This window comes from Azohydromonas caseinilytica (genome assembly GCF_012927045.1).
Lineage (GTDB): Bacteria > Pseudomonadota > Gammaproteobacteria > Burkholderiales > Burkholderiaceae_C > Azohydromonas > Azohydromonas caseinilytica.
In genome coordinates, this window is the sequence record NZ_JABBFW010000008.1 from 258,815 (window position 1) to 277,895 (window position 19,081).

Sequence of the window (19,081 nt, forward strand, 5' to 3'; positions counted from 1 at the left end):
AAATACAGGCAGGCATCGCTAGATTGAGGCGCTCATTTCCCTGCATGACAGCAACCCGTCCCATGCTCCGCACCGCCCGCTCCACCGACGCCGCCGCCATTGCGGCCTTGCATGCCGCCAGCTGGCGCTTCGCTTACCGGGCCGCGCTCAGTGAGGAATATCTGGCGGGCGATATCGTCGAAGACCGAATTCACCTCTGGCAACAGCGCCTGGACCAGCCGGCTGCGGAGCAATGCGTCGTGGTAGCCGGCAACGAAAGCCTGAAAGGCTTCGCGTGCCTGTATTTGAATGACGATCCCGAGTGGGGCTCGCTCCTCGACAATATTCATGTGAGAGAAACCTCGCTGCGGGAAAGCATCGGCACGGCCCTGCTGTTGGAGGTGGCCCGCCGTGCGGCGGAGCTAGCGCCGAAGGCCGGTCTTTATTTGTGGGTGCTGCAATCGAACTTGCGGGCCCGGCGCTTTTATGAATTCCATGGCGCCGCCAATGTGGGCGAGGATGTGTGGAACGCGCCGGGCGGCACCTTCGTGCCGCGTTTTCGGTATGCGTGGCCGGCGGGTCGGCTGCCTTTGAAGGCCGATAGCCGACTCGCATGACGAACCGCCTTAGGCAGTGACGTCATTCAGGCGCCGGCGCTTCTATGTGAATTTCCTCAAAGCCTGCTGCTCTGGCACCCCGTGCTGGAACATTCACGCAGGCGGCTTTGCAGGAATTCAGCCCTGGAAATGGTCTCGCGCGTGGCGCATTCCAGGTTCACGAAGAATTCGTGGCCCTCGTGACGCGAGCATTGGCTGTTACGGTTTCTCATCCAGGCGATCTGGCCCCGCTTCAATTTCGCCTTGCCCTCGGCATCCAGCTGCCCGGCGAGCTGGCCGTATTTCTCGTTCAACTCCCGGTCGGCTTCGTTGTAGACCTTGTTCAGGCAATACAGGCCGTCGAAGTCGTTGACGGGCTTGTCGCAGTTGGAGGCGGCCAGACAGCCGGCGCTGAAAAGGGCGCCGAGGAACGAGGTGAAAAGCGGTTTCTTCATGGCAGTGCAGGCATGCGAGACGGGTTCAGGGAGGCTTCGCCATGTGCGCGAAGCCCGCCCCGGCCTTGCCTTACTTGAGGCTGGCAGCCTGTGGCCTCCTCTGCCGCCTCGACACCCCCAGCGCCAGTACCCCGCCCAGCCCCACCAGCGCCAGCGACGCCGGCTCGGGCACCGGGGCCGGGAAACCGTTGGCGCGGATGGCGGCAATCTCGGTGGACGTCAGCGCCTGGTCGTAGACGAACACGTTGTCGATCAGCCCGGTGAAGGCTTCGCCGTGGCCGGGGTTGTGGCCGATCTGGAAGAAGTTGAACGAGGGGCTGAAGTTGGTCGATGTCATGGTCATCACGCCGTCGACGTACAGCGTCACCAAGCGCGCCACCTGGTCGTACACCGCCGCCACGAAGGTCCAGTCGGTGGTCGAGGGCGTGACGTACGAGCTCAGCACGCCCGTGCCGGTGAAGGCGGACCAGGAATTGAAGCCGCTGCCCCGGGCGTCGATCGTGATCTCGCGGTCGTAGCCGCCGTTGTCGGCGGACAGGATGGTCTGGTAGCCCCGGGTGCTGGTCGGCTTGACCCAGGCGCCCCAGCTCATCTTCGGCAGCACCGAGGCGTTCACGTCCAGGTTCACGGACACGGAGCCGCCGCTGAAGCTCGCTGCCCCGCCCTGGTAGCCCGCGGCGCTGTAGTCCGCCCCCGAGGACGACACCGTGCCGTCGCGCCCGGCGCCGCTCGTGTCCAGCCCGAGCTGGGCCGCGTCGTTGAACTGGTAGAGGCCGATCAGCCCGGCCTGCGCCGCCGTCGGCGCGCCCAGCAGTGCCGCGGTGGTGGAGGCCGTCGCGGCCAGAGTCAAGAGTTTTTTCATGGTTTTGGCTCCCGAGATTCAGGGGCCAAAGCATGGGCCGGCGTCGCGCGGGAGGGGGCTTGCTCGTAATGCGCTGTTGCCAGCGGGTGCCGGGCGGCTGGGGCGGCGGCGGCTCAATGTGCCGGCGCGAATTTCAGCCCCTGGCCCGCCTGCTCGCTGGCACAGGCCGACAGGGCCTCGAAGAACTCCCGGCCCTCGCGGTCCAGCCAGCGCCCTTCGGCGTGGCGGTAGTGAAAGCCGCCGCTGCGCGCTGCCATCCACAGCTCCTGCAGCGGCGGCTGGGTGTTGAGCACGATGTGGCTGCTGTTCGGGAACACCAGCTCCAGCAGCCCGCCGCTGCGGCGGGTGTCGATGTCGATCAGGTCCGCCTCCAGCCACGCGTCCACCGCGGCCTCGACGTTGGAGAGGATGGCGCTGGTGATCCGGCGGTATTCGAGATCGGACAGCGGGGTGGTTGTGGCCGCAGTGCTCATGGATCGTTCTCGGTAATCGCGGTGAGGAAGTACGGAGGCGGGAGCACAGGGTTCAGTAGCCGACCTCGAACCACACCGGCTGCCTGCGGCGCAGCTCTTCGAGCAGCGCCATGGTCTGCGGCACCAGCGCGTTGACGGCGTACCAGATCTCCTCGCGCCGGGGCTGCACGCCGCGGCACAGCTTGTCGTGCAGCGCGGCCCAGCCGTTCCAGTCAACCTGCAGCAGCCGGCTGTGCAGCGCCGGCGTCATGTTGCCCAGGGTGTGGGCCATGATCAGCAGCTGCGCCTCCACCGCGCGCAGCGTCAGCGTGCTGGCAAACAGCTCGTCCTCGCCCTGCATCTCGCGGGTGAGCTCGCCGATGGAGCGGCCGGTGTCCATCACGATGTCGTAGAGCGAGCGGTGGTACATGGCGGGTCAGGGGGGTGTTCAGGCCGTGGCGGCGCTGCCGGTGAGTGCCGCGGCCGCCGCCGCCAGCGGCAACGCGATGCGGGTGATGCCCTGCTCGGACAGGAAGCGCGCTTCCATGCGCGTGGGCTCGTCCGGCAGCACCGCGTAGTGCGGGCCCTGCGAGCGCTTCATGATCTGGCGTGCGAAGGCGCGCGGCAGCTGGTCGTTGAAGCGGCAACCCAGGAACACGAAGCCCAGCGTGGCGCGGCGCTGCTGCACCTCGGCGGGAATGGGCGTCTGGATGTCGATCTCGGTCAGCACCTCCACGAAGTCGCTGTCCGACACCAGGTAGTTCGAGGCCGGCGCGTGGCCGCCCCAGGGCTTGTAGTAGAGCGTGGCCGCGGCGATGGGATCGGGGCTGACTTGGCCCCGGGCGTCGTACCAGCCGGTCCAGGTGCCGAAATGCTCGCTCTGCGCCAGGCCCTGCACCTCGGCCCAGTCGCTGCGTGCGGCCAGCGCCTGGCGCAGCGTGTCGTCGTACCAGGCCTCGACGATCAGCGGCGCGGGCAGCGCGGCGAGCCAGCGGTGCAGCGCCGAAGGGGCTGGCGCCGCGGCGTAGGCCTCGTCCATCACCCTCACCAGCGTCTTGCGGTGCTTGAAGTTCTCGATGAACTGCGCCACGGCGGTGAGGCGGCTGCGGATCTTGCCCGGCACCGACACCTTGGCGCTGAGCATGCCGGCCAGCGCCAGCGCATCGGCCGGGGGCGTGGCGCCCTCGCACAGTGCCAGCAGGCCCGGGCCCAGGTAGGGCGCCAGCGTGCCGGCGGCCAGGCCGTCGGCGACGGCGGCGGGGAGCTCATGGAGGGTGGCGTGGGTCATGGGGTTCTCCTGCGTCACAAATAGATCGCCGCCCCCGCCCCGACGTTGACCGACGAGTCCTTGAGCGTCTTGACGATGAACCTGATGTGGCCGGGCTCCAGGTGCGCGTGCAACGGCAGCGCCAGCGCGCGGTCGGCGATGCGCTCGGTTAGCGGCAGGTCGCCGCGCTTCCAGCCCTGCTGCGCGTAGAAGAACTGCTGGTGCAGCGGCACGCAGTACATCACCGCCTCGATCAGCTCGGTCTCCAGGTCTTCGATGATGTCGGCGCAGGCGCCGGCGGTGAAACGCTTGCCCAGGTGCACCACGTAGAGCATCCAGTGGACCTCGTCCACGCCCGGCGCGACGTAGGGCGGCTTGACGCCCTCGAAGGACTGCATCTCGGCCAGGTAGCTGGCCTCGACGGCCTTGCGCCGCGACAGGAGGGTGTCGATGCGCGCGAGCTGCCCCGCACCCAGCGCCGCGGTGATCTCGCTCATCGCGGCTTGCAGCGGCACGCGCGCGCCCACCGACACCGAGCGCCGGTCCGACGGCGAGCGCGAGCGCAGGTAGCGCAGCTCCGAGGCCAGCGCGTCGTCGTCGGTGACGACCATGCCGCCCTCGCCGCAGCACAGCGCCGAGGGCTGCGAGAAATCGAACACCGACAGGTCGCCGAAGCTGCCCACCAGCCGCCCGCCCAGGCGCGAGCCCAGCGCCTCGGTGGAGTCCTCGACCAGCCGCAGGCCCCGGGCGCCGGCGAGCTGGCGCAGCTCATCCCAGGCGGCCGGGTGGCCGTTGGCGTTGCCGGCCAGGATGGCCCTGGTCGCGGGCGCGACCTTGTCGGCCGCGCGCACCGGGTCCAGGCAGCCGGACCAGTAGTTGATGTCGGAAAACACCACGCGCGCGCCGGTGAGCTGCACCGCGTGTGCCACCTGGTGCCAGCCGTAGGGCGAGGCGATCACCTCGTCGCCCGCGCCGATGCCCAGGGCGCGCAGCGCCAGCCAGGTGCCGATGGTGCCGCTGGACACGGCCACCGCATGCTTGCGCCCGATCCAGCGCGCGAACGCCGCCTCGAAGTGCTGCACCATGCGCCCGGCCGACAGCCGCGGCTCGCGCAGCGCGGCCTGCACCAGCTCGATTTCGACCTCGCTCATGTCGGGATCGGACAGCAGCAGCTCGCCCTCGGGCAGCTCCTCTTCCGGCGCCTGCATCACCGCGTTCATGGCGCCACCTTGTCCACGACGAAGAAACCGGCGGCCTGCGCCGGGTCGTCGGTGACGTTCCAGCAGTGACCGTCGCTGGCGCCCAGGTAGAGCGCGCGGCGCGCGCCGATGGCGGCGGGCTTCTCGTGGCGCATGTCCATCGCGTCCACCACGATCACGCGCAGCGGCGCGAAGCGCTCGCGCAGCACGGCCGCGGCCTGGCGCGCGCTGTCGGCGGCATCGGCCAGGCCCAGCGCTTCCTGAAGCAGCGCGGCGTCCATGCTCAATCTCCGGACAGGCGCTTGGCCTCGACCGTGATCGGCAGCCCGGTGCCCGGCGCCATTTCCGGCAGCGACAGCACCCAGCCGTTGCCCAGCGTGACGGTGCCACCCCACAGATCGGCCTTCTCCTGGGACACGATCGGCTCCTCCAGGTCCTTCTTGGGCACGTAGGCCGACAGGGCGCCGGTGGAGGTCTTGCGGATCATCACTTTCATGGGGTCTCCTGGAAAACGGGTTGCGGCGCCGCCGCGGCCTGGGCCAGCAGCGGCCGCAGCCGCCCGGTGGCCGCGGCGATGGCGGCGGCTATGTGTTCGGGGGTGGTGTCGGGGCCCAGCGACAGGCGCACGCCGGCCTTGGCGTGCAGCGGGCTCTCTCCCATGGCCCGCAGCACGTGCGAGGGCTGCGTGCCGCCGGCGCTGCAGGCCGCGCCCGAAGAGGCGACGATGCCGGCACGCTCTAGTTGCGACAGCACCTGCTCGGCATCGAGCGTGCCGAAGCGCAGGCACAGCGTGTTGCACAGCCGCTCGGCCGCGCGGCCATAGACGTGCACGCCCGGCAGCGCCGCCAGCAGCGCCTCTTCCAGGCGCCGGCGCAGTGCTTCCATGCGGGCGATGTCGGCCGCCAGCGTCGCGGCGGCGCGCTTGCAGGCGGCGGCAAAGCCGGCGATGCCGGGCAGGTTCTCGGTGCCGCCGCGGCGGTGGCGCTCCTGGCGGCCGGCAAGCAGCGGCGGCAGCGGCAGCCCCTTGCGCACCAGCAGCGCGCCCACACCCTTGGGGCCGCCGAGCTTGTGGGCCGACACCGACATCAGGTCGGCGCCGGAGGCGGCGAAGGACAGCGGCGCCTTGCCCGCGAGCTGCGTGGCGTCCACGTGCATCCAGGCCCCGGCGGCATGCGCCAGCGCGGCCAACTCGGCCACGGGCATGAGCACGCCGGTCTCGTTGTTGGCGCCCATGACGCTGACCAGCGCCACGTCGTCGCGGATGAGCGAGCGTGCCGCGGCCAGGTCGAGCCGGCCCTGCGCGTCCACGGGAATGAAGTCGACCGGCACGCCCTCGGCGCCCAGGCGCAGGCCCAGCGCCAGCAGCCCGGGGTGCTCCACGGCGGAGAGCACCAACCGCCGCCGCGTGCCGGCCTTGAGCGCACCCAGCAGCGCCATGTGGTTGGCCTCGGTGGCGCCGCTGGTGAACACCACCTCGGCGGCCTGGCAGCCCAGGAAGGCGGCGACGCGCCCGCGGGCCTGGGCCAGCAGCCGCCGCGCGTCCTGCCCGGGCTCGTGGGTGGACGAAGGGTTGGCCCAGCACTGCTGCAGCGCCTGCACCATCGCCGCCACCGCTTCGGGCACCGGGCGCGTGGTGGCGTTGTGGTCCAGGTAGACGGTGGCGGTGTTCATGGGCGGTGGCGGCGTCAACGGTGCGTCGGGCCCCGCCCTGCGGCACGCCGGCAGGGTCCGGCGGCCGTGCAAGGGACGGATCGGGCGTTCATGCGGCGGCAGCGGGCGCTGCGAGGGCCTGCAGGGGCGTGATCTCCTCTTCGAGGCAGCCCAGCACGCACACGCCGAAGTCAACCATGTAGATCGGCAGGTTGGCCTCGCCGTGGTGGCCCACCTGCACGATCTCGCCCGGGCCGCCCTTGGCGACCAGGAGGATGTCCTCGGGCACGTCGGGCACGCTGCCGTCGTTGTAGAGGTCCACCACCGCCTTCACCGGCAGGCCCCAGGGGTACTTGGGTTCACGCAGGTCGATCATGGCGGGACTCGGGCTCAGACCTTCTTGATGCAGCCGTCCACCGGGCACACCGTCACGCACTGCGGCGCGTCGAAATGGCCCTCGCACTCGGTGCACTTGGCCGGGTCGATGATGAAGGTGCCGCCCTTCTCGCGGATGGCGTTGTTGGGGCACTCGGCCTCGCAGGCGGAGCAGCCGGAGCACTGGGAAGCGATGATCTTGTAAGCCATGGTGGGTCTCCAGGAACGGTCCGTGAGCCCCGTATTGCGAGAGCCGTGCCAGGGCGATTCGCGGCCTTTTCACGGCTTTTAGGGCGCTGGCGGGACGTTGGCTTGTCCGGTAGGCCACAAAAGCGACAAGCCGCGTCGGCTCTGCGACGGGGCGCTTTGGCAGCCGTTGAGGTCGTATGGGCCGCCCACCACGGCGGGCTCCCCAATCCATGCCGTGCATGCCGGCGTCGCGCTGTGTAGCGGACTGCATTGCGTGACAGGACGTGCCTGGATGTGTGAACCGCGCCGCGATCCCGACGACTGGTTCCGCGCCTTGCCGGCCGGTTATGAGGGCCAAGTGGTGGCGCCGTGGAGCTTTTGCTGCCACGAGGAGTAGGAGGCGCTGGCCACCAAGCTGGTCGGGCTCGATGCCGAGGCCGGCGCTGCTGGGCTCGGCATGACCACACGGCGGTGGACGAGCGCTTTGACATTGCCGAGTGCCCCGTGGCCGTGCTGCTGGGTCATGAGCGGCGCATGGCTTGGGGGCTGCGCTCGGGCCAGTGGCTGCTGCAGGTGGACCGCATCGAGCGGATGGAGTCCTGCGCGCCGCGGGTCGTGAACCTGGCGCCCGTGGTGGTGGAGGACCGCAGCCTCGGGTTGTGAGCGCCCACATGCCGCCAAGGCGCCTGCCCTTGGACATCAGTCGATCAAACGCTCATGACATTGACATAAATCAACAAAAATATGTATCAAGTAGTGGCATTTGCTTACATAATGGTTGCATCTGCAACGGATTTTCGTGATGGCGACATCGACTTTCAAGCGCCAAGCCATGAGGCCGTGCAGCGCCGACCGACAGGCCAGACGGCCCATGCACACGCTGCACGTGCGCCGCGGCCACCGGCGGCCTCAGGTTCCTCATCAACTTCGACACTCAGGGAATGAACATGAAAAAGCTCTTGTCGGCACTGCTGTTGACGGTTTGCGGCGTGACCGCTGCCCAGGCGCGCATCACGTACACCTACGAGCAGGCGCCCAATGACGCGTCCGGATGCACTGTCCCCGGTTGCTACAAGGACCCGTACATGACCAAGCTCACCGATGGTCGGACCGGCTACGCCGGTGTGTTGGTGGACCAGGCACGCCCCTGGGTCGGCTGGTACAACCTCGGGGTCGTCAACATCGACTTCAATCTGGGTGCGGTCACGCCCGTATCGTCCGTTTCGATTGGCTCGGCACAGAACCGTCTCGACGATGTAGTGCTGCCCTCATTTGCCGTGTATGCGCTTGAAGGCAGCGAGTGGGTGCTGAAGGGCACGCTGGACAATCCGCCTACCGACGGCAACAACCGTGACGAGGCGAGCAAGGCGTCCCACCCCATCTTTACGCTGTCCGATCTCGATATCCAGAGCCAGTTCGTGCGTGTTTCGGTGATGTCGAACGGCCCGTGGAGCTTCCTGGACGAGGTCTACTTCAACGGGCAGCGCAATCCCGTCCCCGAGCCCGGCAGCGCGGCCATGGTGCTGGCCGGTCTGGGTTGCCTGGGCCTGATCAGCCGTCGCCGCCGCAACCGCTGACTGCGTCACCGGGTGTCGTGCGCGGGCCTGCTGAAGGCCCGGCCAGCTACGGCCGCCGGTGGCGGAACACGGTTCACAACACCGTGTGGCTACGCGAAAACCTCACCTTCACCTTTGCAGGCGTTGCCCAGTACGGTGCCGAGTTGACCAGCAGGTCCACGCCGGCGCGGGCATAGGCCACCGCATTGCCGGCCTTCGTCGGGATTCCGACAACGGCGACAACCGCAATGAAGCCGACGCGCGACAGCCCGCCGTGGAGGCGGGCCGTCGGTGGGCGTGGACGCTGCGGCGGAAGCGGTGTCAGGACGAAACGCAGCGCATCCGCTTTTCCGGGTGCCGGGCCGAGGCTCAGCCTTCGAGCGATGCCGGCGTGCCGGCCACGGCCGATAGGCCCACGAAGCGCTCCACCTTGGCCGTGTCGAAGGCGACGAAGTGCGCTTCAGCGGTGGCCGGCGGCTTCGAGCAGCGCGCGCTGGCGGGCGTTGCCGCCGCAACCGGGCTTTCCATAAAAGCGCAGGTGCGCCATGGGGGCGTCTCCCGAGCCATCGGGTTTCATGCTTCCAGCGCCTCCAGCCGGCTGGCGATGGCTTCGCGCAGGCGCACGACGTAGCTCAGCACCCAGGCCAGCTGCGCCGCGGCGACAGCGTCGTCGCGCTCGTCCAGCAGCACGTGCAGCGACTCCAGCGTCTCGCGCTCGTGGGCCGCGACTTCGGCGTCCAGGCGCTCCACCGCCTGGACGTCGCGTGCCTCGTCCAGCGCCTCGCGCCAGGCCATCTGCCGGGCCAGAAATACCAGCGGCACGGCGCCGCGGCCGGCCTGCGCGTCCATGGGGACGCCGCGCAGCTCGCACAGCAGGAAGGCGCGCTGCACCGGGTTCCCGAGCCGCTCGCGCGCCTCGTTGATGCGCACGGCCCACTGCGTGGCCGCCTGCTGCTCGGCAGCGCTGGCGTTGGCCACGTGGTCCGGATGCATGCGCGCCTGCAGTGTGCGCCAGCGCTCGTCCACCGCCGCGCGGTCGAGCGCGAAGCGCTGCGGCAGGCCGAACAGCGTGAAGTCGTCCATGGCCAGGTTCATGCGGCGCTTTCCGACAGTGCGACGCTCTCGCTGCGCGCCGCGGGCCGCACCTGGGACAAGGCGCCCAGGGGCAGCGGCGTGCCGGGACGCGCGGGCAGGAGCGCTGCGACGTGCGGCATGTCCAGCAAGGGGTTGGTGGCCTGGCCCTGCCGGTGCGTGTCGGCCAGGTCCTGCAGCGTCACCGCGCCCAGCACGCCCTGCATCACCTCGTCCAGCCCGGCCCACAGCTCCTGCGTCAGGCACTTGCCGGCGTTGTCGCCGACACGGGCCTCGGCGCAGAAGGTGCTGCGGCGGTCCGGCCGCTCCTTCACACACTGCACCACCTGCGCCACCGTGATCTCGTCGGCGCGGCGCGCCAGCGCGTAGCCGCCCTCGCGCCCGCGGGTGAAGCGCACGAGCTTGTGGCGGCGCAACTGCGTGAACAACACCTCAAGGGCATAGGAAGACAGGCGCAGGCGCCGGCCGATGTTCTCCTGCGGCACCGGCCCGCGCCGCGACAGCAGCATCAGGTCCACCATGACGGCCACCGCCATGCGGTCCCGTTCGAAGCGTCCCCTGGTAGCGACTTCCATTCTTTTCCCCTGCTGAATGTGCTTGACTGCGGGCTAGCAGGATCTACGCCAAGGCGTGCCGCACACCGGAGCGGCACGCGACGCCCCGGGCGCCCCGCGGCTCACCAGACGCCGGCTTCCGCGCGCAGCCGCTCCACCGGCTGGCCGCCTTCGAGGTGGCTGTCGAAGATCTCCGCGACGTCGGCCGTGGTCACGCCGCTGTAGAGCACCCCCTCGGGATAGACCAGCACGTTGGGGCCGTTGTCGCACGGGCCCAGGCAGCCGGAGTAGGTGACCGCGACACGGTCGTAGGCCTGGCGCTTCTGCGGCTCGCCCCAAAAGGCCTGCAGCAGCGGCGAGGCGCCCTTGGCAGCACAGGAACCGCGCGGATGCCCCGGCGGACGCTGCTGGCTGCAGACGAAAACGTGACGTTGTGGCTTGCCCATGGTTTCTCCTTCAACGGAACTGGAACAGGATGCGTGCCGCGCCGCACCGCGTGGCCCGGTGCGGCCCGCAAGCGGGCGGTTGCAGCGCAGGCTCATGGCGCCGGCTGCCCATGAGCCGGCCGGGGTGGCCGGAGCCGTCCATGCGCTGCTCGACGAGGTGCTTTGCGGCCCTGTCGCATGGACCGTGCCAGCGATGGACTATCAAGAAATCACCGCGGAGGCAGGCATTTCCTGCATGCTCCCCTGGCCGCCTGCTTTCGGAAGCCGTGGCGGCTGTGGCTTCTGTCGGTTCTGTCGCATGTGTGACGCGGGTCTATGGGCGCCGTGAGGGGCCGGTGGCCTGACATCGCATGTGGCTGCATCAGAGGTCGTCGGCCAGCACTTCCGTGGCAACGAGCTGCGCGCGCAGCGCCCAGCGCGCGCGCCAGCCCCCACCGGTCCAGGCCGGGTCCTCGGCGCGCTCGAACGCCGCGGTAGCCTCGGATTCGCTCCAGTAGATGCGGCAGTCGCCGCGGGCGCGCAACGCGGCCTCACTGGCCTGCGCCGGCGTCACCAGCCCGGTGCGATAAGTGCCGGGCTCCAGCAGGTGGTCGGCGCGGTACAGCGGCGTGTCCCAGCCGTATTCCTCGCCCATGGCGCAGATGCCGGGATAGCGCCCGTGCACGCCCGGCGTCTCGGGCGCGGCATCGAACATCTCCAGCAGCTCGCGCGGCGTGGCGCGGTCGTGGATCTCCCACGCCTGCAGCGCGTCACCGGCCGCGACCTTGCGCAGCAGATCATCCGCGTCGTAGGCGAACCAGGCCTTGGGCTCGGCCTGCGCGGGCATCTCAAGGACGAAGATCATGACCAAGGCTCCAGGACATCAATGCCGGCACGTACGGGGCTTGCTGGCGGCCGGGTGCGGGGCGGGCGTCATTCGGCGCCTTCGGCAAACACCTTCTGCCACGAGGCCCTGCGCAGCCGCTCGCTGATGGCCTGCGGCGAGCCGTCGAAACGGTCGTTGGCGCGGCGCAGCGCCGCCTGGGCCACGGAGGCCTCGGGCATGGTCAGCGGGATGCGCCCGGCGACATGCGTGGCCTTGGGCACGGCCCGCAGGATGGCCTGGCGATTGGGATGCTCATCGAGCGCGACGAGCGTGTCCGCCTCGGGCCGGCCGTCCAGGCAGACATGGCCTCCGATCACCTCGACCTTGCGGCCATCGAGCGTGGTCTTGACATGCACGGGTGTCATCGCAACCTCTCTCTAGGAATTTCGGACCGGAGGCCGGTCCGGACGCGGGGCACACCCCGCGCGTCCGGCTGCCTGGCTCCGCAATGGGTCAGCGGATGATGTCGTAGCTGTAGTCGGTCTTGCCCGGGACGATGGTGTTGGCATCCAGCGTCTCGAAGAACTCGTCCAGCAGCATCGTCAGCAGGCGCAGGCCGCCCTCGTAGCCCCAGGTGGGGAAGCGGTGGTAGTGGTGGCGGTCGAAGATCGGGAACACCAGGCGGATCAGCGGCGTGCCGCAGTCGCGCTCCAGGTACTTGCCGTAGGTGTTGCCGATCAGGAAGTCCACCGGCTCGGTGTTGAGCAGGCTGCGCAGGTGCCACAGGTCACGCTTGGGGTAGACCTTGCAGCCGGCGCCGTAGGGCGAGGCGTCGAGCACCTTCTGCACCTTGCCGGCCCACTCGGTGCCGCCGTTGGTGGCCAGGATGTGCGCGGGCTCGGCGCCGAGCTCCAACAGGAACTCGGTGTAGCCGATGAGCTGGTCCGGGTCGCCGTAGAGCGCGTAGCGCTTGCCGTGCAGGTGGGCCTGGCTGTCGGCCAGGGCGTCCACGAGCTGGCCACGCTCCTTCTCCAATGCGGCAGGCACAGGCTTGCCGGTGAGGCGGGCGACTTCCATGATGAAGCGGTCGGTGCCGGCCACGCCCACGGGGGCGTTGAGCACCACGACTTCCTGGCCCTTCTCGGCGATGTACTTGGTCGTCTTCTCGCAGCAGTACTCCTGGAAGACGATGGTGGCCTTGGCGTTGAGCGCCGCTTCCACCTCGGCCTTGGTCGTGCCGCCTGCGTACATGCGGAACTCGCCGTCGGTGGGCGTGTTCCAGACCTCCGAGGGGTCGCAGATGATGTTCACCTTGGCGCCGAACAGCTCGAAGATCCGGCGCACTTCCTTCATGTTGCCCACGACGAAGCCGTCGAAGCCGCCGATGAAGTTGATGCTGTCGTCGGGAGTGCGCACCAGCGGGTCGGTCGTGCCGGCCTTGCCGTCCCAGAAATGCTTCAGCACGCCCACCAGCGCATTGTCGTAGCCCGTGATGTGGCTGCCGACGAAGGCCGGGGTGTGGGCGAAGGGCACGTCGAACTCGGCCGGGACGGAGCCCTTCTGCTTGGAGTTCTTGATGAAGGCATCCAGGTCGTCGCCGATGACCTCCGCCATGCAGGTGGTGGACACCGCGATCATCTCGGGCTTGTAGAGGTTGTAGGCGTTGGCCAGCCCGTCAATCATGTTGTTGAGGCCGCCGAACACCGCCGCGTCTTCCGTCATCGACGAGCTCACGCAGGAGGTGGGCTCCTTGAAGTGGCGGCTGAAGTGGCTGCGGTAGTAGGCCACGCAACCTTGCGAGCCGTGCACGAAGCTCAGCGTCTTGGCAAAGCCGTTGGCCACGAACACCGCGCCCAGCGGCTGGCAGGCCTTGGCCGGGTTGACGACCAGCGCCTCACGGGCGAAGTTCTTGTCCTTGTACTCCTTGGACTTGGTCCAGTCGCGGATCTCTGCGATCCTGACCTCGGAGTGGTTGAACTCGAAGTTTTCCTTCTTGCTCTTGAACAGCTCCTGGTACTCCGGCTCGCGGAACAGCAGCTCGTGGTCCTTGATCTTGTCTGCGCTTTGGGGCATTTGGTTTCTCCTGAGTGATGACGGAGGAATCTCGATCCCGTTCGCCCTGAGCCTGTCGAAGGGCCTGCATCCCGGCTGGGCGGCAGGGCTTCGACAAGCTCAGCCCGAACGGAGTGTTCTCGGTTCAGACTGAGCTGCCTTGTCAGGCTGCCTTCTTCCAGGGCGCCTGGGCCAGCTTCCACACCGGCGAGCTGATGGCCATGTCCATGTCGCGCGCGAAGATGGCAAAGCCGTCGTAGCCGTGGTAGGGACCGGAGTAGTCCCAGCTGTGCATCTGGCGGAAGGGCACGCCCATCTTCTGGAACACGTACTTTTCCTTGATGCCCGAGCCCACGAGGTCCGGCTTCACGCCCTCGACGAACTTCTCGAACTCGTAGCCCGTGACGTCGTCATAGATCAGCGTGGCGTCCTTGACGTAGTGCGTGGTGCGCTGGTAGTCGTCGTTGTGGGCGAACTCGTAGCCCGTGCCGACGATCTCCATGCCCAGGTCCTCGTAGGCGCCGATGACGTGGCGCGGACGCAGGCCGCCCACGTACAGCATCACGGTCTTGCCTTCCAGGCGCGGCTTGTACTTGGCAATGACGGCGTCCACCATCGGCTGGTACTTGGCGATCACGCGCTCGGCGTTGGCCTTGATGGTGTCGTCGAAGTGGCTGGCGATCTCGCGCAGGCTCTGCGCGATCTTGGTCGGGCCGAAGAAGTTGTACTCGACCCAGGGAATGCCGTACTTCTCTTCCATGTGCCGGCTGATGTAGTTCATCGAGCGGTAGCAGTGGATGAGGTTGAGCTTGGCCTTCGGGGTGTTCTCCAGCTCGGCGATGGTGCCGTCGCCCGACCACTGGGCGATCACGCGCAGGCCGATTTCCTCCAGCAGGATGCGGCTGGACCAGGCGTCGCCGCCGATGTTGTAGTCGCCGATGATGGTGACGTCGTACGGCGTGGAGACGAACTCGCGCTCCTTCCTGGTGTTGCCGTCGAAGATCCAGTCGCGGATGGCGTCGTTGGCCAGGTGGTGGCCCAGCGACTGGCTCACGCCGCGGAAGCCCTCGCAGCGCACGGGCACGATGGTGTGGTTGCCATACTCCTTGCTCTTCTTCTTCGACACTGCCTCGATGTCGTCGCCGATGAGGCCGATGGGGCACTCCGACTGGATCGAAATGCCCTTGTTCAGCGGGAACAGCTCTTGGATCTCGTCGATGATCTTGTCGAGCTTCTTGTCGCCGCCGAAGACGATGTCCTTCTCCTGGAAGTCGGAGGTGAACTGCATCGTCACGAAACTGTCCACGCCGGTCACGCCGATGTAGTAGTTGCGGCGCGAGGACCAGGAGTACTGGCCGCAGCCCACGGGACCGTGGGAGATGTGCACCATGTCCTTGATCGGGCCCCACACCACGCCCTTGGAGCCGGCGTAGGCGCAGCCGCGGATCGTCATCACGCCGGGCAGGCTCTTGATGTTGGACTTGACGCCGCAGTCGGGCTTGCCGTCCTCGTACTGGTTGACGTGCTTGGCACGGCGCTTGGCCATCTTCTCGGGATAGGCCTTCAGGACTTCATCGATCAAGGCCTTGTTGGCGGCCTTGCGCTCTTCAACGGTCATGCTCATGGCTGGGCTCTTTCGTCAGCGGTGGAATCGGCAGAGGGGTTGCGGCTGGAACGGAGGGCGTTCTTCTTGTTGAAGGCGCGTCTGGCCTGAGTGGTTTCCGCTCGCCCTGGGCCTGTCGAAGGGCCGGCAGCCGGGCTGCGCGGCGATGCTTCGGCAAGCCCAGCCCGAACGGGGCACTCATGCGCGCCCCAGGGCTGCTCAGGCCGCGGCTTCGGCCGCGGTCTTGCCGACCTGGCTCTCGTCGATGGCCTGCATGATCCCGTGCTCCATCAGCAGGTCTTCCAGCTCGTCCATGGTGATGGGCGAGGGAATCACGCCGTTGCCGGCGTTGGCGTGCACCTTCTGGGCCAGGCTGCGGTACTCGCCGGCCTGCTTGCTGTCCGGGGCGTATTCGATGACGGTCATGCGGCGCAGCTCGGCGTGCTGCACGACGTTGTCGCGGGGCACGAAGTGAATGAGCTTGGTGCCCAGCTTGCCGGCCAGCGACTCGGCCAGCTCCAGTTCCTTGTCGGTCTTGCGCTCGTTGCAGATCAGACCACCCAGGCGCACGCCGCCACTGTTGGCGTACTTCAGGATGCCCTTGGAGATGTTGTTGGCCGCGTACATGGCCATCATCTCGCCGGACATGACGATGTAGATCTCCTGGGCCTTGTTCTCGCGGATGGGCATGGCGAAGCCGCCGCACACCACGTCGCCCAGCACGTCGTAGGAGACGTAGTCCACGCCGTCATAGGCGCCGTTCTCTTCCAGGAAGTTGATCGAGGTGATCACGCCGCGGCCGGCGCAGCCCACGCCGGGCTCCGGGCCGCCGGATTCCACGCAGCGGATGTCGCGGAAGCCGATCTTCATCACGTCTTCGATTTCCAGGTCCTCCACGGAGCCGGCTTCGGCGGCCAGCGACAAGATGGTGTCCTGGGCCTTGGCGTGCAGGATCAGGCGGGTGGAGTCGGCCTTGGGGTCGCAGCCGACGATAAGGATCTTCTGACCCATCTCGGCCAGCGCGGCCAGCGTGTTCTGGGAGGTGGTGGACTTGCCGATACCACCCTTGCCGTAGAAGGCGATCTGACGAAGCTTGGACATGGTGTGCTCCAGTGAGTGAACGAGAAGTGGACGAATCTCAACGGGTCGTCGCGATCTCTATGCAGTCTTGGGTGCCTGTGGTCTTCTTCTGCAGCGCCTTGTTGGACTGGCATGGGTTCCGCGCAACCAGCCTTACGCAATGGCTGTGCCATGTCGGCGCCACGGGCCTGCCCCAGGGGGAAACGCCCGTGTGGCGGGGACATTTGACCGATGCGGCCGCCAGCGCCGGGCCGCTGGAATGTCGGAAAGGCGACAAAGGCCGGTATCGGCCTTGTCGCGATGGCGGCTTTGCGCCGTGGCGGCGGCCATCGGGCTGGGATCGACGGGCGTTCTCCCGGTGGTACGGGGGTTGCATGAGGAACCGCAAGGGCTTTGCGGCGGCTTGATGACCCGCAAGACCCCGTGAACGTTTCGTTCTCAACCCACCGGAGTTCTTGATGACCACTACCGTTGCCGAATCCCCCGTTGCCGCCGCCCTGGCCGATACCGCCCTGGCGCCCCTGGAGGCTCAGGGCCGGCTGCTGAACCCTGTGCTCAAGGGCGCCACCAAGAAGCCCGGCCGCGCCGGCTTCCGCGGCGAGCTGGCGCTGCGCTTCGCCCCGAAGCTGGCCGACGAGGCCCGCCCGCCCGAGCTGAGCTGCGACCAGGTCATCGCCATCGCCCAGAGGGGCAATGCCAAGCTGCCCTTCTTCGCCGGCTACCTGCTGAGCTTCGAGCATCTCAAGGACGTGGCCGAGGTGCTGGGCGAGCAGCTCTCGCCCGAAGGAAAGTACTTCCTGTTCTGCAACAACATCGACCTGCTCAAGAAGTACCAGGTGGCCTACAACGGCGCGACCTTTCATGTGCTGCCCATCGACGAGGCCACCGTCTACAACGAGCTGCTGGAGCTGCTGTACTTGGAGAAGGGCGACCTCAAGAAACTCGACACCGCCGGCAAGACCGACGCCGTGGCCGATGCGGCGCTGAAGTTCAAGGCTTCCTTCGAGCCCATGACCTACGAGGAAGGGCTGCAGCGCATGGGCCCGGTGCGCAATCCCAACGAGAACCGTCCGGTCTGACCGCGCCGTGTCTTTCCCGCCGGCCCCCGTGCTCGACGACTTGCCGGCGGGAGAGACCGATCCGGCGCGCTGGTACGCGACCAGTCTGGTCGGCGTGCCGGCGCCGTTGCTGGGCAGCTTGGAGTTCAACGCGCACCCGCGGCGGCTGCGCATCGCCGGCACCCGCGCTTCCAGCGCGGGGCTGTTCAGCCTGCTCGACCGCTGTGGCGACGCCGCCGAGGCCCGCGACGTGTTCGAGCACTACCTGGAGCTGGCCTTCGGCCTGGCCAAGCCGGCGGCGCGTGCGGCGCCCTCGGAACTGCGGCGCTGGAAGGCCAGCTACCTGAAGCTGCTGCAGGGCTGGGGCATGGACGCCAACGGCCCCGCCGGCGCGGTGCTCAAGGGCTGGGTGGAAAGCCGCTTTGGCCTGGTGCCCACCTTCCACAAGGCGCCACTGCGGCGCTTTCCCTCGCCGGCCTGGGTGGGCTACCTGGAAGAGAAGGCCACCAGCCGCTACCACAGCAACAACATCCACCAGCAGCTCGACCTGCTGTTCGAGTTCTGCCAGTGGATGCTGGCGCGCTTCGGGCTGCTGGGCTGCGGCACGCATGTGCAGTTGTGGCGCGGCAGCAGCCGCTGCGAGGAGCAGGTGGTGCGCGGCTCGCTGCGCGAGCGTCGTTGCACGGTGCGGCTCAACAACATCGTGTCCTTCAGCCTGTCGCGCGAGACGGCGGACTGCTTCGGCGACTGGCTGCTGCAGGCCCGGGCGCCGTTGGTCAAGCTGTTGCTGGTGCCCGGGCTGCTCGATACGCGCTCGCTGCAGGGCGAGGCCGAGGTGCTGGCCCTGGGCGGCGACTACGAGGTGGAGGCCAGCTATGGCTGTTGATACTGGTGTGCCGGTCGAGTTGCTCGACCGTGCCCTGGGCGCCTACCTGGGCCTGGCGTTGGGCGATGCGCTGGGCGCCACCGTGGAGTTCATGACGCCGCGCGAGATTGCCCTGCGCTTTGCCGACCAGGGCGGCATCCACCGCCGCATCATCGGCGGCGGCTGGCTGGCCCTGCCGCCCGGCCAGGTCACGGACGACACCACCATGAGCCTGGCACTGGGGTCGGCGCTGATCGAGGGCGCGCGGCGGGACAAGCTCGGAGACGCCCGGCTCATCGCCGAGGCCTTCGTGGCCTGGTGGCGCGGCAAGCCGGTGGACTGCGGCAACACCTGCCGGCGCGGCATCCAGCGTTTCATCCGCACCGGCGCGCTGTTCACGCCGCCCAACGAGGGCGACGCGGGCAACGGCGCGCTCATGCGCAACCTGCCGGCAGCGCTGGCCACGCTGGGCGACGACGAGGCCTTCAAGCGCGTGTCGATGGCGCAGGCGCACCTCACGCACAACCACCGGCTGTCGGACGCCGCGGTGCTGGGCCTGGGCCATCTGCTGCGCCTGCAGCTCACCGGCGCCGATGCCGCCACCATGGCCCAGCGCGCCGCGCGGCTGGCGCAGGAACAGCCCGCTTTCCGCTTCGATCCCTATCCCGGCCGTGCCAGCGCTTACGTGGTGGACACGGTACAGACGGTGCTGTGGGCCTTCACGCGCCACGCCGATTTCGAGGAGGCGGTGCAGGCGGCCGTCAACCGCGGCGAGGATGCCGACACCACCGGCGCCCTGGTGGGCATGCTCGCCGGCGCGCGCTGCGGCGCCGGCGCCCTGCCCCGCCACTGGCTCAAACGCCTGGCGGCCCCGGTGGCACAGGCCATCACGGCGCAGACGCCGGCGCTGCTGGCGCTGTCGCAGCCGCGGCGCTGAAAGGCGGCC

Annotated in this window: 26 protein-coding genes; 6 read left to right on the plus strand and 20 right to left on the minus strand. The window is 68.4% G+C overall.

Annotated features, from left to right (window positions below; translation table 11 throughout):
- Positions 1–62: 62 nt before the first annotated feature.
- Positions 63–596 carry a GNAT family N-acetyltransferase gene (locus tag HHL10_RS14225; protein WP_169161027.1) on the plus strand — a complete coding sequence of 178 codons (534 nt, stop codon included), beginning with the start codon at positions 63–65 and terminating at the stop codon, positions 594–596.
- A 56-nt stretch (positions 597–652) separates the two neighbouring features.
- Here HHL10_RS14225 and HHL10_RS14230 read toward each other — a convergent pair whose 3' ends face one another.
- The 11 genes from HHL10_RS14230 to HHL10_RS14280 all read right to left on the minus strand — a co-directional run bounded on the left by HHL10_RS14230 (position 653) and on the right by HHL10_RS14280 (position 7,045).
- A complete protein-coding gene (locus HHL10_RS14230; RefSeq protein WP_169161028.1) occupies positions 653–1,030 on the minus strand; it encodes a lysozyme inhibitor LprI family protein in 378 nt (125 codons plus the stop codon).
- A 70-nt stretch (positions 1,031–1,100) separates the two neighbouring features.
- Complete coding sequence (locus HHL10_RS14235; protein ID WP_169161029.1) at positions 1,101–1,892, minus strand: LamG-like jellyroll fold domain-containing protein; 792 nt, start codon at positions 1,890–1,892, stop codon at positions 1,101–1,103.
- A 113-nt stretch (positions 1,893–2,005) separates the two neighbouring features.
- Positions 2,006–2,365, minus strand: coding sequence for an iron donor protein CyaY (gene cyaY, locus HHL10_RS14240; RefSeq protein ID WP_169161030.1), 360 nt, complete (start codon positions 2,363–2,365; stop codon positions 2,006–2,008).
- A 52-nt stretch (positions 2,366–2,417) separates the two neighbouring features.
- A complete protein-coding gene (locus HHL10_RS14245) occupies positions 2,418–2,774 on the minus strand; it encodes a ribonuclease HepT family protein (protein ID WP_169161031.1) in 357 nt (118 codons plus the stop codon).
- Positions 2,775–2,792: 18 nt separating this feature from the next.
- A complete protein-coding gene (locus HHL10_RS14250) occupies positions 2,793–3,632 on the minus strand; it encodes an SIR2 family protein (RefSeq protein ID WP_169161032.1) in 840 nt (279 codons plus the stop codon).
- 14 nt (positions 3,633–3,646) lie between these two features.
- The gene (locus HHL10_RS14255; protein WP_375138953.1) at positions 3,647–4,831 is read right to left on the minus strand and encodes a DegT/DnrJ/EryC1/StrS family aminotransferase; all 1,185 of its coding nucleotides are present in this window, start codon (positions 4,829–4,831) and stop codon (positions 3,647–3,649) included.
- Entirely contained in the window at positions 4,828–5,091 is a 264-nt protein-coding gene (locus HHL10_RS14260) for a hypothetical protein (RefSeq protein ID WP_169161033.1), read from the minus strand. Before HHL10_RS14260 ends, HHL10_RS14255 begins: the two co-directional genes overlap by 4 nt.
- Positions 5,092–5,093: 2 nt before the next feature.
- Positions 5,094–5,306: a putative nitrogen fixation protein NifT gene (nifT, locus tag HHL10_RS14265; RefSeq protein WP_169161034.1), complete on the minus strand. Its 213-nt coding sequence runs from the start codon at positions 5,304–5,306 to the stop codon at positions 5,094–5,096.
- Positions 5,303–6,481 carry a cysteine desulfurase family protein gene (locus HHL10_RS14270; RefSeq protein ID WP_169161035.1) on the minus strand — a complete coding sequence of 393 codons (1,179 nt, stop codon included), beginning with the start codon at positions 6,479–6,481 and terminating at the stop codon, positions 5,303–5,305. The genes nifT and HHL10_RS14270 overlap by 4 nt, the downstream gene beginning before the upstream one ends.
- An 88-nt stretch (positions 6,482–6,569) precedes the next feature.
- Positions 6,570–6,836, minus strand: a complete 267-nt coding sequence (locus tag HHL10_RS14275; protein ID WP_169161036.1) for a nitrogen fixation protein NifZ — start codon at positions 6,834–6,836, stop codon at positions 6,570–6,572.
- Positions 6,837–6,850: 14 nt separating this feature from the next.
- Entirely contained in the window at positions 6,851–7,045 is a 195-nt protein-coding gene (locus tag HHL10_RS14280) for a 4Fe-4S binding protein (RefSeq protein ID WP_169161037.1), read from the minus strand.
- 450 nt (positions 7,046–7,495) lie between these two features.
- On the opposite strand from HHL10_RS14280, the gene HHL10_RS14285 reads away from it, so the two are divergent.
- Complete coding sequence (locus tag HHL10_RS14285; protein WP_169161038.1) at positions 7,496–7,687, plus strand: hypothetical protein; 192 nt, start codon at positions 7,496–7,498, stop codon at positions 7,685–7,687.
- Between the two features lie 284 nt (positions 7,688–7,971).
- Positions 7,972–8,601 (plus strand): PEP-CTERM sorting domain-containing protein, encoded by a 630-nt coding sequence (locus HHL10_RS14290; protein WP_169161039.1) that lies wholly within the window; start codon positions 7,972–7,974, stop codon positions 8,599–8,601.
- 348 nt (positions 8,602–8,949) lie between these two features.
- On the opposite strand, the gene HHL10_RS14300 is transcribed toward HHL10_RS14290, so the two are convergent.
- The 9 genes from HHL10_RS14300 to nifH all read right to left on the minus strand — a co-directional run bounded on the left by HHL10_RS14300 (position 8,950) and on the right by nifH (position 16,233).
- Positions 8,950–9,108 carry a hypothetical protein gene (locus tag HHL10_RS14300; RefSeq protein ID WP_169161040.1) on the minus strand — a complete coding sequence of 53 codons (159 nt, stop codon included), beginning with the start codon at positions 9,106–9,108 and terminating at the stop codon, positions 8,950–8,952.
- Positions 9,109–9,153: 45 nt separating this feature from the next.
- The gene (hscB, locus tag HHL10_RS14305; RefSeq protein WP_169161041.1) at positions 9,154–9,675 is read right to left on the minus strand and encodes a Fe-S protein assembly co-chaperone HscB; all 522 of its coding nucleotides are present in this window, start codon (positions 9,673–9,675) and stop codon (positions 9,154–9,156) included.
- Positions 9,672–10,247, minus strand: a complete 576-nt coding sequence (locus HHL10_RS14310; protein WP_169161042.1) for an Rrf2 family transcriptional regulator — start codon at positions 10,245–10,247, stop codon at positions 9,672–9,674. Before HHL10_RS14310 ends, hscB begins: the two co-directional genes overlap by 4 nt.
- Before the next feature lie 101 nt (positions 10,248–10,348).
- Complete coding sequence (locus tag HHL10_RS14315) at positions 10,349–10,672, minus strand: (2Fe-2S) ferredoxin domain-containing protein (protein WP_169161043.1); 324 nt, start codon at positions 10,670–10,672, stop codon at positions 10,349–10,351.
- A gap of 361 nt (positions 10,673–11,033) precedes the next feature.
- A complete protein-coding gene (locus HHL10_RS14320) occupies positions 11,034–11,516 on the minus strand; it encodes a hypothetical protein (protein ID WP_169161044.1) in 483 nt (160 codons plus the stop codon).
- Between the two features lie 68 nt (positions 11,517–11,584).
- Positions 11,585–11,902 carry a hypothetical protein gene (locus HHL10_RS14325; protein WP_169161045.1) on the minus strand — a complete coding sequence of 106 codons (318 nt, stop codon included), beginning with the start codon at positions 11,900–11,902 and terminating at the stop codon, positions 11,585–11,587.
- 88 nt (positions 11,903–11,990) lie between these two features.
- The gene (gene nifK, locus HHL10_RS14330; RefSeq protein ID WP_169161046.1) at positions 11,991–13,550 is read right to left on the minus strand and encodes a nitrogenase molybdenum-iron protein subunit beta; all 1,560 of its coding nucleotides are present in this window, start codon (positions 13,548–13,550) and stop codon (positions 11,991–11,993) included.
- Positions 13,551–13,692: 142 nt separating this feature from the next.
- Positions 13,693–15,153: a nitrogenase molybdenum-iron protein alpha chain gene (nifD, locus tag HHL10_RS14335; protein ID WP_169161047.1), complete on the minus strand. Its 1,461-nt coding sequence runs from the start codon at positions 15,151–15,153 to the stop codon at positions 13,693–13,695.
- Positions 15,154–15,351: 198 nt separating this feature from the next.
- The gene (gene nifH, locus HHL10_RS14340; RefSeq protein ID WP_169161048.1) at positions 15,352–16,233 is read right to left on the minus strand and encodes a nitrogenase iron protein; all 882 of its coding nucleotides are present in this window, start codon (positions 16,231–16,233) and stop codon (positions 15,352–15,354) included.
- Positions 16,234–16,670: 437 nt separating this feature from the next.
- Between nifH and HHL10_RS14345 the strand changes: the two genes are divergently transcribed.
- Genes HHL10_RS14345 through draG form a run of 3 tightly spaced genes read left to right on the plus strand, consistent with a single transcriptional unit; the run spans position 16,671 to position 19,072 of the window.
- Positions 16,671–17,291 carry a hypothetical protein gene (locus tag HHL10_RS14345; protein ID WP_169161049.1) on the plus strand — a complete coding sequence of 207 codons (621 nt, stop codon included), beginning with the start codon at positions 16,671–16,673 and terminating at the stop codon, positions 17,289–17,291.
- A gap of 7 nt (positions 17,292–17,298) precedes the next feature.
- Positions 17,299–18,156, plus strand: coding sequence for an NAD(+)--dinitrogen-reductase ADP-D-ribosyltransferase (locus HHL10_RS14350; protein ID WP_310734595.1), 858 nt, complete (start codon positions 17,299–17,301; stop codon positions 18,154–18,156).
- Positions 18,146–19,072, plus strand: a complete 927-nt coding sequence (gene draG, locus HHL10_RS14355; protein WP_169161050.1) for an ADP-ribosyl-[dinitrogen reductase] hydrolase — start codon at positions 18,146–18,148, stop codon at positions 19,070–19,072. The genes HHL10_RS14350 and draG overlap by 11 nt, the downstream gene beginning before the upstream one ends.
- Positions 19,073–19,081: the final 9 nt, after the last annotated feature.

Coding starts and splice junctions, on each gene's coding strand:
- HHL10_RS14225 (WP_169161027.1), top strand. CDS start 63: ATGCTCCGCACCGCCCGCTCCACCGACGCCGCCGCCATTGCGGCCTTG.
- HHL10_RS14230 (WP_169161028.1), bottom strand. CDS start 1,030: ATGAAGAAACCGCTTTTCACCTCGTTCCTCGGCGCCCTTTTCAGCGCC.
- HHL10_RS14235 (WP_169161029.1), bottom strand. CDS start 1,892: ATGAAAAAACTCTTGACTCTGGCCGCGACGGCCTCCACCACCGCGGCA.
- cyaY (WP_169161030.1), bottom strand. CDS start 2,365: ATGAGCACTGCGGCCACAACCACCCCGCTGTCCGATCTCGAATACCGC.
- HHL10_RS14245 (WP_169161031.1), bottom strand. CDS start 2,774: ATGTACCACCGCTCGCTCTACGACATCGTGATGGACACCGGCCGCTCC.
- HHL10_RS14250 (WP_169161032.1), bottom strand. CDS start 3,632: ATGACCCACGCCACCCTCCATGAGCTCCCCGCCGCCGTCGCCGACGGC.
- HHL10_RS14255 (WP_375138953.1), bottom strand. CDS start 4,831: ATGAACGCGGTGATGCAGGCGCCGGAAGAGGAGCTGCCCGAGGGCGAG.
- HHL10_RS14260 (WP_169161033.1), bottom strand. CDS start 5,091: ATGGACGCCGCGCTGCTTCAGGAAGCGCTGGGCCTGGCCGATGCCGCC.
- nifT (WP_169161034.1), bottom strand. CDS start 5,306: ATGAAAGTGATGATCCGCAAGACCTCCACCGGCGCCCTGTCGGCCTAC.
- HHL10_RS14270 (WP_169161035.1), bottom strand. CDS start 6,481: ATGAACACCGCCACCGTCTACCTGGACCACAACGCCACCACGCGCCCG.
- HHL10_RS14275 (WP_169161036.1), bottom strand. CDS start 6,836: ATGATCGACCTGCGTGAACCCAAGTACCCCTGGGGCCTGCCGGTGAAG.
- HHL10_RS14280 (WP_169161037.1), bottom strand. CDS start 7,045: ATGGCTTACAAGATCATCGCTTCCCAGTGCTCCGGCTGCTCCGCCTGC.
- HHL10_RS14290 (WP_169161039.1), top strand. CDS start 7,972: ATGAAAAAGCTCTTGTCGGCACTGCTGTTGACGGTTTGCGGCGTGACC.
- HHL10_RS14300 (WP_169161040.1), bottom strand. CDS start 9,108: ATGGAAAGCCCGGTTGCGGCGGCAACGCCCGCCAGCGCGCGCTGCTCG.
- hscB (WP_169161041.1), bottom strand. CDS start 9,675: ATGAACCTGGCCATGGACGACTTCACGCTGTTCGGCCTGCCGCAGCGC.
- HHL10_RS14310 (WP_169161042.1), bottom strand. CDS start 10,247: ATGGAAGTCGCTACCAGGGGACGCTTCGAACGGGACCGCATGGCGGTG.
- HHL10_RS14315 (WP_169161043.1), bottom strand. CDS start 10,672: ATGGGCAAGCCACAACGTCACGTTTTCGTCTGCAGCCAGCAGCGTCCG.
- HHL10_RS14320 (WP_169161044.1), bottom strand. CDS start 11,516: ATGATCTTCGTCCTTGAGATGCCCGCGCAGGCCGAGCCCAAGGCCTGG.
- HHL10_RS14325 (WP_169161045.1), bottom strand. CDS start 11,902: ATGACACCCGTGCATGTCAAGACCACGCTCGATGGCCGCAAGGTCGAG.
- nifK (WP_169161046.1), bottom strand. CDS start 13,550: ATGCCCCAAAGCGCAGACAAGATCAAGGACCACGAGCTGCTGTTCCGC.
- nifD (WP_169161047.1), bottom strand. CDS start 15,153: ATGAGCATGACCGTTGAAGAGCGCAAGGCCGCCAACAAGGCCTTGATC.
- nifH (WP_169161048.1), bottom strand. CDS start 16,233: ATGTCCAAGCTTCGTCAGATCGCCTTCTACGGCAAGGGTGGTATCGGC.
- HHL10_RS14345 (WP_169161049.1), top strand. CDS start 16,671: ATGACCACTACCGTTGCCGAATCCCCCGTTGCCGCCGCCCTGGCCGAT.
- draG (WP_169161050.1), top strand. CDS start 18,146: ATGGCTGTTGATACTGGTGTGCCGGTCGAGTTGCTCGACCGTGCCCTG.